The sequence below is a fragment of the Comamonas sp. CAH-2 genome (assembly GCF_009668305.1).
Lineage (GTDB): Bacteria > Pseudomonadota > Gammaproteobacteria > Burkholderiales > Burkholderiaceae_C > Comamonas > Comamonas aquatica.
The window spans coordinates 1-13,141 of the sequence record NZ_VSWF01000056.1 but is presented as its reverse complement, the minus strand read 5'-3'; the positions used below and the strand labels follow the sequence as shown (position 1 = coordinate 13,141).

Below are 13,141 nucleotides of genomic sequence, written 5' to 3'. Positions count from 1 at the left end.
GGGCTGGGGTGGGTGTAGCTCAAAGGCCCGCCCACCGTGCTGTGCATGGGGGTGTGGACCGCCACATGCACTACATGCGGTGTAGGAGCCGAGTCAGACATGCGTGTCGGAGAAGGAAGTCCCGAAGCACGGGACGTTTCTGTGGATAACTTTGTGGGGATTGTTTACCACAGCTGGCGTCGCCCGAAAGGCATGCGCGGGGAAAAAATCGGGCATGACAAAGGTGTGACGAACTTTTGTGTTTTAAAACAATGACTTGCTACGATAAGGCGTGATTTTTTGCTATAGCCTTGGGGGCAAGCAAGGCCGGTGGCTGCATGCACCAAGTTGTGCATAAGTCGAAGGCCGTGCACATGTCAAGTGCGTGTAAATCTCAGGGGGATGCCCGCTGCTTGGGCGGAGTTGTTGTTTTTTGGCTGCAAACGGGCGCCCCGCCGCGCCCCGGTCTGCCATGCAGTCTGTAAGCCAAAAACCTACAAACTGCATGTGAGTGGGTGCTCAGTGCTGTGGTGTGGCTGCGGCGCTCTGGCGCAGCTGGCGCGAGTGGCTGTGCACGGCCTCGACCAGGGCGGCCACATGTTCCGGCGGGGTGAATTGGCTGATGCCATGCCCCAGATTGAAGATGTGGGTGGGACCGTTCGTCGTGGTGTCGGTGTGCGGACGGCCAAAGCTGTCCAGCACGGCGCGCGCCTGGGCGGCAACCTGCTCGGGCGGGGCGAACAGCACGTTCGGGTCGATGTTGCCCTGCAGCGCCTTGCCGGGGCCGCCGACTGCGCCGCCGACGATGGCGCGGGCCTTGCCCAGGTTGGCGGTCCAGTCCAGGCCCAGCACTTCGCAGTCGATGTCCTTCATGTCGGGCAGCCAGATGCCCCCGCCCTTGGTGAAGACGATGCGCGGCACGTCGGTGCCGTCCACGCCGGTGCGCTTGAGCTGGGCCAGCACGCGCTTGGTGTAGGCCAGGCTGAATTCCTGGAACGCGCCGTCGGCCAGCACGCCGCCCCAGCTGTCAAAAATCATCACGGCCTGGGCGCCGGCGTCGATCTGGGCGTTCAGGTAGGCGGCCACGCTGTCGGCGTTGACGGCCAGGATGCGGTGCATCAGGTCGGGGCGCGCGTACATCAGGCTCTTGACCAGGCGGTAGTCGTCGCTGCCCTTGCCCTCGACCATGTAGCAGGCCAGGGTCCAGGGGCTGCCCGAGAAGCCGATCAGCGGCACGCGGCCGTTCAAGGCCTTGCGGATGCTGGTCACGGCGTCGAACACGTAGCGCAGCTTGTCCATGTCGGGCACGGTCAGTTCGGCCACGGCGGCCTCGTCGCGCACCACCTTGGCAAAGCGCGGGCCTTCACCTTCGGCGAACGACAGGCCCAGGCCCATGGCATCGGGCACGGTCAGGATGTCGCTGAACAGGATGGCCGCATCCAGCGGGAAGCGCGCCAAAGGCTGCAGCGTGACTTCGGTGGCGTAGTCCACGTTGGTGGCCAGGCCCATGAAGCTGCCGGCCTGGGCGCGCGTGGCCTTGTACTCGGGCAGGTAGCGCCCGGCCTGGCGCATCAGCCACAGCGGGGTGTAGTCGGTGGCCTGGCGACGGCAGGCGCGCAGGAAGGTGTCGTTCAGAAGGGGGGCAAAAGACATGGGCGCTCGCACGGAGAAAGGACCGCAGCCTGGGCACGGGACCCGGGCTGACAGACGGTTCTGGGGAGCGGGCAGTGTAGCGGATGCCTCCGGGCCGCCCTGTGCCCGCCGCGCAGTACTGGACGCAAGCTGCAGGTGTACTGACACAGCGCAAGACCTGGGGGAGTGCATCCGCCCGCTTCATGCACAATCGCCGGCTTTGTTACATCTTGCTGCCCACTGACCCGCCGTGACCCTGCCCGAGACCCTGCACATCCCCGCCTTCCAGAGCTTCACCCTGGCCATCCTGCTGTTCTTTGCCGGACAGAAGATCGCCACACACTGGGGCGTGGTGCGCCGCTACAGCGTGCCGGAGCCGGTGGTTGGCGGTTTTCTGTGCGCCTGCGTGGTGGGCCTGGCGTATGCGCTGCTGGGCACGCGCATCGAGTTCGACCTGAATGTGCGCGACACCCTGCTGCTGTACTTCTTCGCGGCCATCGGCCTGCGCTCGGACCTGCGCACCCTGAAGGAGGGCGGCAGGCCGCTGTTGATCCTGCTGGCGCTGGCCACGCTGTTCATCGTGCTGCAGAACCTGCTGGGCATGGGGGTGGCGCAGCTGTTCGGACTGGATGCGCGCGCCGGGCTGATGACCGGCTCCATCTCCCTGACCGGTGGCGTGGGCACCACGCTGGCCTGGGGGCCGATCTTCGTCGAGCGCCTGGGGATCGCGAATGCGGTCGAGCTGGGCATGGCCAGCAACATGGTGGGCATGATTGCGGCCTGCACCATCGGCGGCCCGATTGCCAGCTACCTGATGCGCCGCCACGCCGTGCACGGCAGCGGCGCACGCCCGCTGGATGTGGGCGTGCCCAACCAGCAGCTCACCGTCACGCTGGACTACTACGGCGTGCTGCGCGCCTGGCTGTGGCTGAACATGGCGCTGATGCTGGGCGGCGTGATCACCCCGCTGTTCCACGAGGCCGGGCTGCAGCTGCCGATGTTCGTCGGTTGCCTGATCGGCGGCATCGTGCTGCGCAACACCCTGGGGCAGTGGATGCTGTCGCGCAAGCGCCGCAAGCTGGGCCAGTTCCACTGGCACAGCATGCGCCAGGGCCTGGCCATGATTTCGGACATCTGCCTGGGCATGTTCCTGACCATGGCGCTGATGGGCCTGCAGCTGTGGGCGCTGCAGGGCGTGATGGGCTTTGTGCTGACCGTGCTGGCGCTGCAGATCGGCATGACCGTGCTGTTCGCGCTGTGGCTGGTGTTCCGCTGCATGGGCCGCGACTACGAGGCGGCGGTCATCACCGCCGGCTTTGGCGGCATCGCCCTGGGCTCCACCGCGACGGCCGTGGCCAACATGACGGCCGTCACCCGCAGCCATGGCGCGGCGCACCGGGCCTTCATCATCGTGCCGCTGGTGTGCGGCTTCTTTGTGGACATCGTCAACGCGCTCATCATCCAGCTGCTGATCTGAGCGGGGGGCGGGGCTTGTGCCAGCACCGGCGCAGGCGCAGGCCAGAGGGCGGTTGTAGGTGCCGCCGCCTGGGTCCACGCCGGATCGGTGCGGTGGTCAGGGTCGCTGCGGCATGTCCTGCCTGGTGCTCCAGCAACCAGGGGGCTGGGTGCGTCATCTGCCTGTCATCTGCCGCTTGCACAATACCGTTCGTGGGCTGATGAAGAATTTTGGGTGAAGGCTGGTTGATCCCCTTCACAAGCAACCGAACCTTGGTCCACGCCAACACCGAACCGCTGCCGCGCCCCCTGGGGACCGGCAGCGGTTTTTTTATGACCGTCTGAAAAAAGAGCGCCTTTCGCGCGTCCATACGCTGTTTCAGATGGTTTTTGATCTGAAATGCCGGCCAGGCGTGCGCCAACCGCTCTGGTTTTTACAGCTGTGCCAGGGCCGTGTGCACTTCCTGGCGCGACAGCAGCTCGGTCAGCACCACCGGGGGCTGGCCCGGTGCCAGCAGCACGTAGACCGGCACGCCGTTGCGGCCCAGGGCGGCCAGGGCCTGGGTGATGGCCGGGTCGCGCCGCGTCCAGTCGGCGCGCAGCAGGGCCACGTTGCGGCGCGCGAAGTCGGCCAGCACCTCGGCATCGGCCAGGGTGGTGCGCTTGTTGACCTGGCAGGTCACGCACCAGGCGGCGGTGTAGTCTACGAACACGGGGCGGCCGGCCGCCAGCAGCGCCGCCTGGGCGTCGGGCGACCAGGGCTGCCAGGTGTCATGCGCCGAGGTGGCCGTGGTCACCGGCGCGGGCTCCAGCAGGTTGCGCCCCAGGCTGTGGGCCAGCCATCCGGCCATCGCCAGCACCAGCAGGGCCAGCACCGCGCGCGTGCGGCCGCGCAGCGTCAGCGTCCAGGCCAGCGCCGCCAGGCACAGCAGCAGGGCCAGCAGGGTGGCCGCGCCGTCGATGCCGGTCTGCTGGCCGATCACCCACACCAGCCAGATCACGGTGGCGAACATGGGGAAGGCCATGGCGCGGCGGAAGGTGTCCATCCAGGCGCCGGGGCGGGGCAGCCAGCGCAGCAGCGCCGGCACCCAGCTGACCAGCACATAGGGTAGGGCCATGCCCACGCCCAGGGCCGCAAACACCGACAGCGCCTGCACCGCTGGCAGGCCCACGGCAAAGCCCAGCGAGGCGCCCATGAACGGCGCGGTGCAGGGCGAGGCAATCGCCACCGCCACCACGCCGGAGAGGAAGGCATCGCCCAGCGGATGGCGGGCGTGCAGGTTGGCGACCCGGCTGGGCAGGACGTGGCCGAACTCGAACACGCCGGCCAGGTTCAAGCCGATCAGGGTGAACAGCGCGGCCAGCGCCGCGACCACGGCCGGCGACTGCAGCTGAAAGCCCCAGCCCAGCTGCTCGCCCGCCGCGCGCAGGCCCAGCAGCACGCCGCCCAGGGCCAGGAAGCTGAGGACCACGCCGGCGGCATAGGCCAGGCCGTGGCGGCGCTGGGCCGCGGTGTCCGTGCCATGGCGGGCAAAGCCCATGACCTTGATCGCCAGCACCGGGAACACGCAGGGCATGAGGTTGAGCAGCAGGCCGCCGACCAGGCCGCCCAGCACGGCCAGCAGCCAGGTGGCGGCGCTGGCGCTGGGCGCGGGCGAGGCCGGCAGCGTGGCCGCGGCCTGTTGCTGGTTGGCGGCCAGCGCCGCTGCCAGCGCGGGTGACACGCTGGCCAGCTGGGCCGCCTGCCAGGGCTGCTGCACCGTGGCCTGCACGCGCCAGGCCTGGGCGGGTGGCGCGTGGGCCACGTCGGTGCCGGCGGCGGGCAGGCCCAGCACCAGGGGCAGTTGCGGCGGGGCCTCGCCGCGCATCGGGGACAGCGGCACGTCGGCGGTCCACACGGCGCCGTCCCAGCGCTGGTGCCAGTCCTGGCCTAGCACGGCGGCATGCACCAGGGTGTCGGCGGTCTCGGGGTACAGCGCCAGGGTCTGGCCGTGGGCCGCCTGCGGCAGGCCGGCCACGCGCAATTGCAGGCGCTCGCCGCCGTCCGGCGCGCTGGCGCTGGCCTGGGCCGTGTCCAGCGCCAGCGGCGCCTGGGCGTGGGCGGCCTCGAAGGCCGCGCTCCACAGGGTCTGGGGGGCGGAGGCCGGCAGGCGCAGCAGGAAGTCGCCTTCCTCCGGAATGCATTCCACGCGGCACACCAGCCAGCTGGCGTGCAGCCGGATGTCTACCCCGCCGTCGCTGCCGGGGACAAAGTCGGGCGCCACCTGCAGCGGCACGGGCAGCAGCACCGTGCCTTCGTAGCCGTAGTTCAGCATGTCGCCGACGCGGATCTGCTGGGGCACGGGCCAGGCGATTTCGCCCGCCTGCAGGCCGGCCGGCAGTTGCCAGGCCAGCTGCGTGGGCAGGCCGGAGTCGCCCGCGTTCTTCCAGTAGGTGTGCCAGTCGGGCTGGTGCTCGATGCGCAGGCCCAGCGTCAGCGGCCGCCCCGGGGCGATGCCTTCGGGCGCCAGGGCCACCAGCTGGGCGCGCACGCGCGGCGTGACCACGGTGTCGGACGGCCCCTGCGCCGCCGCGCCGCCCAGCTTGAGCTGCAGCTGCGCCTGGGCCGCGGTCGGCAGCGCAGCGCCGCACACCAGCAGCAGGCTCAACAGGATCAGCGCCCAGGCAAGGGGCAGGCGGCGGAGAAAAGCGGGGGCAGATATCGGCATGGCAAAGCTTGGAGGCGGAAACCGTATTGTGGTTCCTTCCGCAGGGCGCCTTTCGGCCGGGCGGCGGCGTACCGCCGCAACACGCTCTAAGATCAGGGCCATGTGCTCCTTCCCCCTCCCCGTGAACCCGCCCGATGTCCCCGATGTGCCGCTGACGGCATGGCCTGCGCGCCATTGGGCCGGGGTGTCGGCCCGTGACTTCGCCCTGGCGCAGCGCAGCGGGTTGGCTGCCCAGACCGTGGCGGTGCTGCCCGTGGGCGCGGTGGAGCAGCACGGTCCGCACCTGCCGCTGTCGGTGGACAGCACCCTGGTGGACGGCATGGTCGCCGCCGCGCTGCCGCACCTGCCGGCCGAGGTGCCGGTGCTGGTGCTGCCCACGCAGCAGATCGGGCTGAGCCTGGAACACGCCAGCTACGCCGGCACGCTGGGGCTGTCGCCCGCCACGCTGCTGGCGCTGTGGACCGAAATCGGCGCCTGCGTGGCCCGCGCCGGCGTGCACAAGCTGCTGATCTTCAACGCCCACGGCGGCAACGTCAGCAGCATGGACATCGTCGCGCGCCAGCTGCGCATGCAGTGCGGGCTGCTGGTCTACCACAGCAGCTGGTTCAACCTGCCGCTGCACGGGGCCGATGCGGCCTTCAGTGCCCACGAACACCGCTTTGGCGTGCACGGCGGGGAAATGGAAACCTCGATGCTGTTGCACCTGGCGCCGGCGCTGGTGCGCATGCAGCATGCGCAGAATTTCGCCTCGACCTCCGAGGAACGCGCCCGGGACTATCCCATTCTGGGCAACGGCAAAAGTGCCAAGCTGGGCTGGGCCATGCAGGACTACAACCCCTGTGGTGCGGCCGGCAACGCCGCTGCGGCCGATGCGGCGCGCGGCCAGGCGCTGGTGGAGGCCGTGGGGGTCAGCCTGGCAGCACTGCTGCAGGAAATGCACCGGCTGCCTGCCACGACCGTGGGCGCCGAGCCCAGGCCCCTGGGCTGAAACGCCCTGGTGCGGGCAGGCATTGCCCCCGCACAGCGGTTTTTTAGGCGGCGTGCGTGACCGCCTCCCTTTGGCTTCGATACAAGGCCGCGAGCGGACCGCTGCCGCAATCGGCGAAGGTCCGCACGGGTCAGGCACCTGCTGTGAGCGTGCCTGGGGGAATGGGCGCCGTCCGGGGGCTCAGTGCGCCCGGCCAAACTTGTGGTCCAGCGTCCAGGCGCCGGGGACGCACAGGGCAAACTGCAGGAAGCCACCGGCAATCGACAGGTTCTTCATGAACTGCAGCAGCTGCATCTTTTCGGCGAAGTGGTTGTGGAACACCACGGCGGTCATCACCGTGAAGCCACACAGCAGCCAGGCACTCCAGCGTGTGCGGTAGCCCAGGACGAAGGCCCCCGCCACCAGCAGTTCGGCGAAGAGGGCGCCGGCATAGGCCAGCATGGGCAGGGGCAAGCCGGCCTTGGCGATATAGGCCATGGACCCTTCGGGCGCCATCAGTTTTCCAAAGCCGCTGTAGAGGAACAGTGCGGCCAGCAGCACACGGGCCAGCAAAGAGGCCAGGGGTGTGAATGAAGCGTTCATGACAAGCCTGTGAAGCAAATGGGGAAGCTGCGCCGGGCCACCGGCTTACTGGGCTTGCGCCTGCAGGCGCTGGACGAGCGCGGTGTAGGCCGTGCCCTTGCGCGATTGCTGGTACTGCGCCAGGCGGGCCTCATAGCTGGGGTCGTTGGCGAAGCTTCGGTCCCCCTGGACATAGGCATCCAGCCCTGCCTGCTGCCACAGCTGCCAGTCGGCCTGGACTTCGGCGCGTGTGAGCGGCTGGCCCACCACGACGGGCTCTGGGCCGGCCCAGACTTCTTGCGAAACCACCGCGTTCGGTGCGGCAAAAGCGGTGCTGGCGGCCAGGCAGGCCGATACGAGGGTCAGGGCGCGCAGGTGTGGGGCAAATTGCATGACATTCAATCCTTGGAGTGGGGCAGCGCGGTAGTGGCTGCATGGACTCCAGTGTCTGGATTGGCCCGCGACACGTATGTGCCTAAACGCACAGTTTTTTCAATCGCCCGCGTGGGTGGCAGCGGCTGCCGCCAGGGCCTGCAAATCGTGCAGGGATGCGATGTGCAGCACCCTGGAGCCGGCCTTGCGCAGCAGGCCTTGTTGGGTCAAGGCAGCCAGCTCACGCGCCACTTGCTCGCGGTTGGTGCTGATCTTGCTGGCCAGCACGGCGTGGGTGGGCATGGGGTCGATGCGTGCGCTGCCATCTGGCTGCACGTCCTGGGCCAGGCGCAGCAGTTCCACATGCAGGCGCGTGGGCACCCCCAGGGTGCTGAGTTCCAGCACGCGTTGCGTCAGCTGGCGCACCAGTTGGGTCAGGTGCTGCAGCATGCGGCGTGCCAGCAGGGGCTCCTGCTCCAGCAGCTCCAGGAAATCGGCGCTGCCCAGGCTGAGCAACTGGCTGTCCTGCAGGGCGATCACGTCGGCAGAGCGCTGTTCGCCATCGATGGCGGACAGGTCGCCAAAGTGCTCACCCGGGGCGTGGTCGCGGAAGGACACTTCCCGCCCTTGCTGCGAGTAGGTGGTGATGCGCACCTGCCCGCTGAGCAGGAAGTAGACATCGCTGCCTGCGGAGGCGCGGGTGAACACCGGGGTTTTGGCCGCGACATTGCGCCAGTGGCAGCGTGCTGCGATCCGTTGCAGGGTGGCGTCATTGCACGCAGCCAGCAGGTGCACGCGGCGCAAGGCCAGAAGGGAGGGAACGGCAGGACGGGACATGGTGGCGAGCAACAGCGAAAAAAGCGGCAAGGGCCGGTGCCCCGGCCGTGCGGCAGCCCACGCCAGCCCATCGGGCGAGTGAACCTTCTGCGGGAACCCGACACCAAAGGCTGCGCAGGCCGGCGTGCCGGGCACACTGCGCGCAGCCCCTGACCGCCATTTTCTCCCATGCACCGATTTCCCTTGTTGAAGCCTTGGATGACGCGACGCCTCCCCCAGTCGGGGGCGTGGCTTTCGGTGCGCGGCCTGCGCTGGTGCAGTGGCTGGGTGCTGTGGATCTATGTGCTGTTGCACCTGCTGAACCATGCGACGGGCCTGGTCTCGTTGCGCGCGGCCGAGGCGGTGCGCGAGGGCCTGCATGCGGTCTGGCATTCGCTGCCGGGCACTGGCGTGCTGTACGGCGCCTTGCTGGTGCATGCCAGCCTGGCCCTGCTGGCGGTGGCGCAGCGGCGCACCTGGCGCATGCCGGTGGCCGAAGCCGTGCGCCTGGGGTGCGGCTTGGCCTTGCCGCTGCTGCTGGCGGCCCACTTCGCGGCGACCCGCTGGGTCTCCTCGGTTTGGGAGGTGCCCACGCACTATGAGCGCGTGGTGGCCCTGCTGTGGAACCCCTGGGGTGTCGCGCTGCAGCTCAGCCTGCTGACGGTGGCCTGGGTGCATGGCTGCATGGGGTTGCACTTCGCATGGCGGGCACGCCGCCTGTGGCAGCGCAGCCAGCCGGTGCTGCTGGCTGCGGCCACCCTGTTGCCGGTGCTGGCCGTGCTCGGGGTCCTGTCCATGGGGCGGGAGCTGGGGGCCGGGCAGGCGCCGGTGGCGCCGGCCTACGCCTCCGCCCAGGTGGCCGACAGTGCGCAGTGGGTGAAATGGGGCGTGCGCTGGACCTGGGGGCTGCTGCTGGCGCTGGCGGTGGCCGTGCCCTGGCTGCTGCGCAGCCTGCAGGCCTGGTCGCGCGGTGCCGCGCAGATCCGTCTGGAGTACCCAGGGCGCAGCGTGCAGGTCCCGGTGGGCTGGTCGGTGCTGGAGGCCAGCCGGGGCCACGGCATTCCCCACCTGTCCCTGTGTGGCGGGCGGGCGCGCTGCTCGACCTGCCGGGTGCGGGTGCGCAGCCTGGGCACGGCCTTGCCCGAGCCCTCGCGCGATGAGCGCACCACCTTGGCGCGTGTGCAGGCTCCGGCCGATGTGCGGCTGGCGTGCCAGCTGCGCCCCCGCGGGGATGTGCAGGTCACGCCGCTGTTCCGGGAGCGCAGCGCAACCACCGAGGCCGCACCCGGGCAGGAGCACGAGGTGGTGGTGCTGTTTGTCGACTTGCGCCAGTGGTCCACCCTGTCCGAGCGGCAGTGGCCGGTCGATCTGTCCTGGGTGCTGGAGCGCTACTTCGCGCTGGTGGGCAGTGCCGTCCACGACTGTGGCGGGGTGGCGAACCAATTCATTGGCGACAGCATCATGGCCATCTTCGGGCGCACGTCGGATCTGCCGACGGCGGCCCGGCAAGCCCTGCAGGCCGCCGCACGCATCGAGGCGCAGATGCAGGCCTGGAGCGCAAGCTTTGCCGAGCAGTTTGGCCAGCGGCTGGACTTCGGCATGGGCATGCACGCCGGCAGCGTGCTGCTGGCCCGCGTCGGTTTTGCCGATAACACCACGTTCACGGCCGTGGGCGAGGTGGTCAACACTGCCAGCCGGCTGCAGGAGTATTCCAAGGTGGCCCAGGCGCGCCTGGTGCTGTCCGCCTATGTGGCCCGGCTGGCGCAGGTGGACGGCCAGCTGGGCGCTGCGCAGGCGGTACCGGTGCGCGGCCGCAGCGAGCCGCTGGAGGTGCATGCCGTGTCCCGGCCCAGCGAGCATTGGCTGCCGGACGCCGTGTGAGCCGGGGGCATGCCCTTGCGCTTGTGCCTAGGGCGCATCGGGGCCATGGTGGCTGCGGGCGGCCAGGTGCTCGCGCACCTGCTCGGCGATGGTCACGGCCGCCGTGCCGCCCAGCTCGTCCACCATCTGCCGGGTCACGGCATGGTGCAGCAGCATCAGGTCACGCAGCTTCTTGAACGCGGCGGGGTTGCTGTGGCCGGCCACGTACCCATCGTTGGCCAGCACACGCTCGGCCACGCCGGGGGCGTCCAGCGCAACCTGGCAGATGCTGGCCATGTGCTGCACCTCCAGCACCACCTGCTGCAGCAGGGTCTCCCAGTGCGAGGTGGTGAATCTTTCTTCATGGGTCATGGGCGGCTCCGGTGGTACCCGATGGGCGGAATCCACGGCGCCCTGCAGGCCACGGCGCCATTGCCAGACGCATCCTAGCCCCAGGCGTGACACCCGGGGGGATGGCCCGCGGCCTAGGCGGCCACCGGGCCGGGCTGGCCGTGTTCCACCACCCAGTGCGCCAGCGTCGTGACCGGGCTGTCCGCGCGCAAGGGGTCGGCCACGGTGCGCAGCTGGGTGCGCCAGGTGGTGGGGGTGATGTCCACCAGGCTGTAGCCGCGTTCCTCGCAGCGGGCCAGCAGCACCTGGGGGTTGTGGGCGCGCAGGGCGTCGACCTTGTCCTGGGTGGTGCCGCTGCGCGAGCTGATGGAGGTGGTGCAGAACTCGCTGGCCAGCACCGGGTTGCCGGCGCCCGGGGGGCGGTCGGCCAGCGTGGGCACGGCGCAGACGTAGTTCTGGTGGATGTCGCCGCCCAGCAGCACGCTGTTGTGCGGGGCGGCCTCGGCGATCTGCTGGCTCAGGCGCTGGCGGGCGGCCGGGTAGCCGTCCCAGCTGTCCGTGGACTGGTGGCCGCTGGGCCGGCGGCGGGCGGTGAACAAGGTGGTCTGGGCCACCACGCTCCAGCGTGCGGCTTCGGGGCGGTGGCGGCTGTCGGCCTGCAGCTGGTGGCCCAGCCAGGCTTCCTGTTCGCGGCCCAGAAAGCTGCGGGCGGGGTCGAACAGCTCCGGGCAGCGGTCCGTGTGCACGCTGCCGCTGTCGGCCTTGCCCGGTGTGCGACAGGCCTGCAGGCTGCGGTACTGGCGGCCATCCAGCAGGTGCAGCTGGGCCAGCGATCCCCAGCGCAGGCTGCGGTACAGCTGCAGCCCCTGCAGGCTGCGCTGCAGGGCCCCGGCGCGCAGCGGCATGTTTTCGTAGAACGCCTGCCAGGCGGCCATGCGCCGGGCCAGAAAGGCGCCGGGATCGCCCACGCCCTGGTCGGCGGCATAGTCGTTTTCCACCTCGTGGTCGTCCCAGATCACGCTCCAGTTGCAGACCGCGTGTGCGGCCTGCAGCAGCGGATCGCTTTTGTGCAGTGCGTAGCGGTCGCGGTAGTCCTGCAGCGTGCGGGCGGTGCGCAGCGGTTGCGGGCGGGCCAGGCGTTCGGCGTTCGCGGGCTGGGCGTACTCGTAGATGTAGTCGCCCAGGAACAGCACCAGGTCCGGCTGGTCCTGCACCACGGAGCGCCAGGCGGCGTAGTGGCCGTGCTCCCAGCGCTGGCAGGCGGCGAAGGCCAGGCGCAGCCTTGGTACCGCCGCCCCGGGCGCGGGGGCGGTGCCGCAGCGCCCGGTGGGGCTGATGGCGTCGCCCTGCATGAAACGGTAGAAATAGTGGCGCCCCGGCGCCAGCCCGTTGACCTGCACATGCACGGCGTGCCCCCATTCGGGCAGGGCCTGGGTCTGGCCGCTGGCGACGATGTGGCGGAACGCCGGGTCGTGCGCCAGTTCCCAGCGCACGGTCAGCGCGGGCAGCGGCGGGGCCTCGGCCTGGCCCAGCCAGTGGGCGGGCGGGGTCAGGCGCGTCCAGATCAGGGCGTTGTCCGGCTGCGGGTCGCCACTGGCCACGCCCAGGGTGAACGGGTCGTGGTCGGGCTGGGCGCTGCCGCTGCGGGCCCAGGCGGGCACCTGGGCCAGGACCGCCCCCAGGCTGGCGCCCAGCAGCAACCCACGGCGACCGGTGAGCGAACGATGGAAAAGTGAGCTGTTCATGCAGGTATGGTGCGCGCTGGAGGTGGTTTTGAATGAAAGTTCGTCCGTGCCGCAAAGGCAACCTGACGCGCCGGCATCACGGCCGCGATGCCGCTCACCGGGGTGCCGGCCGCGGCATGCTCAAGGGGCGGCATCCACGCTGTCCGGCAGCAGCCACAGGTGGGTGGACTGCCAGTGGTGCAGGATTTCGCGCAGCACCAGCAGTGCGGCGGCCGTGCACGGATCCTGGGGCAGGTCGGGGTCCTGGTGGCTGTAGTGGCGGCTGGACTGGGCCACCAGGCGTTCGAACAGCGCCTCGATGGCCTCGCGCGTGATGGCGGGCACCTGGCCCGGGGCATGGCCACCGACGGCCTGCAGGGCCAGGCGTCGCAGCAGGGGGTCGCACGTCGCCAGCAGGGTGTGCGCGGGCAGCAGGCGTGCCAGCGGCATGACGGCGTCTTCCACCTCCATGATGCCGGTCTCCAGCTGGGCGGGCATGGGCATGCGCTGCTGGAAGCTGCGCTGGGTCAGTGACTGCAGGCCCAGCGGCAGATGGTGCAGCACGGGGGCGCTGGTGTCGCTGTCGCTGACCAGCAGGGTGCAGACGGGGCCCTCCACCGCGAACAGCGCCAGGGCCTGGTGGGGGGGCAAGGCCGTGCCCAGCTGCGTGCGCAGCTGCTGCAAGGTGGCGAGGC

The 13,141-nt window shown here is 70.0% G+C and carries 12 protein-coding genes; 4 read left to right on the top strand and 8 right to left on the bottom strand.

The features are described from left to right. Nucleotides 1–99: 99 nt before the first annotated feature. Nucleotides 100–255, top strand: coding sequence for a hypothetical protein (locus FYM52_RS18690; protein ID WP_162524775.1), 156 nt, complete (start codon nt 100–102; stop codon nt 253–255). A gap of 243 nt (nt 256–498) precedes the next feature. Here the strand turns inward: FYM52_RS18690 and hemE are convergent, their stop codons facing one another. Further along, nucleotides 499–1,632: a uroporphyrinogen decarboxylase gene (gene hemE, locus FYM52_RS17800; RefSeq protein WP_154165061.1), complete on the bottom strand. Its 1,134-nt coding sequence runs from the start codon at nt 1,630–1,632 to the stop codon at nt 499–501. Between the two features lie 229 nt (nt 1,633–1,861). On the opposite strand from hemE, the gene gltS reads away from it, so the two are divergent. Beyond that, nucleotides 1,862–3,088 (top strand): sodium/glutamate symporter, encoded by a 1,227-nt coding sequence (gene gltS, locus FYM52_RS17795; protein WP_370513871.1) that lies wholly within the window; start codon nt 1,862–1,864, stop codon nt 3,086–3,088. Between the two features lie 412 nt (nt 3,089–3,500). On the opposite strand, the gene FYM52_RS17790 is transcribed toward gltS, so the two are convergent. After that, a complete protein-coding gene (locus tag FYM52_RS17790) occupies nt 3,501–5,774 on the bottom strand; it encodes a protein-disulfide reductase DsbD (protein ID WP_154165060.1) in 2,274 nt (757 codons plus the stop codon). A gap of 100 nt (nt 5,775–5,874) precedes the next feature. Between FYM52_RS17790 and FYM52_RS17785 the strand changes: the two genes are divergently transcribed. Beyond that, nucleotides 5,875–6,762, top strand: coding sequence for a creatininase family protein (locus FYM52_RS17785; RefSeq protein WP_154165059.1), 888 nt, complete (start codon nt 5,875–5,877; stop codon nt 6,760–6,762). Between the two features lie 180 nt (nt 6,763–6,942). Here the strand turns inward: FYM52_RS17785 and FYM52_RS17780 are convergent, their stop codons facing one another. The 3 genes from FYM52_RS17780 to FYM52_RS17770 all read right to left on the bottom strand — a co-directional run bounded on the left by FYM52_RS17780 (nt 6,943) and on the right by FYM52_RS17770 (nt 8,532). After that, complete coding sequence (locus FYM52_RS17780) at nt 6,943–7,344, bottom strand: DoxX family protein (RefSeq protein WP_154165058.1); 402 nt, start codon at nt 7,342–7,344, stop codon at nt 6,943–6,945. Between the two features lie 45 nt (nt 7,345–7,389). Then, nucleotides 7,390–7,716 (bottom strand): DUF4148 domain-containing protein, encoded by a 327-nt coding sequence (locus FYM52_RS17775; RefSeq protein ID WP_043382722.1) that lies wholly within the window; start codon nt 7,714–7,716, stop codon nt 7,390–7,392. 99 nt (nt 7,717–7,815) lie between these two features. Beyond that, nucleotides 7,816–8,532 carry a Crp/Fnr family transcriptional regulator gene (locus FYM52_RS17770; RefSeq protein ID WP_043382724.1) on the bottom strand — a complete coding sequence of 239 codons (717 nt, stop codon included), beginning with the start codon at nt 8,530–8,532 and terminating at the stop codon, nt 7,816–7,818. A gap of 198 nt (nt 8,533–8,730) precedes the next feature. On the opposite strand from FYM52_RS17770, the gene FYM52_RS17765 reads away from it, so the two are divergent. Next, entirely contained in the window at nt 8,731–10,392 is a 1,662-nt protein-coding gene (locus FYM52_RS17765) for an adenylate/guanylate cyclase domain-containing protein (protein WP_154165057.1), read from the top strand. A gap of 27 nt (nt 10,393–10,419) precedes the next feature. Here FYM52_RS17765 and FYM52_RS17760 read toward each other — a convergent pair whose 3' ends face one another. From FYM52_RS17760 to FYM52_RS18685, 3 genes are all read right to left on the bottom strand, one after another. Next, the gene (locus FYM52_RS17760) at nt 10,420–10,743 is read right to left on the bottom strand and encodes a hypothetical protein (protein ID WP_154165056.1); all 324 of its coding nucleotides are present in this window, start codon (nt 10,741–10,743) and stop codon (nt 10,420–10,422) included. Nucleotides 10,744–10,856: 113 nt separating this feature from the next. Next, nucleotides 10,857–12,467, bottom strand: a complete 1,611-nt coding sequence (locus FYM52_RS17755; RefSeq protein WP_154165055.1) for an alkaline phosphatase — start codon at nt 12,465–12,467, stop codon at nt 10,857–10,859. 120 nt (nt 12,468–12,587) lie between these two features. Next, nucleotides 12,588–13,141: hypothetical protein (locus tag FYM52_RS18685; protein ID WP_162524774.1), on the bottom strand; the 554-nt coding region annotated here is incomplete at its 5' end.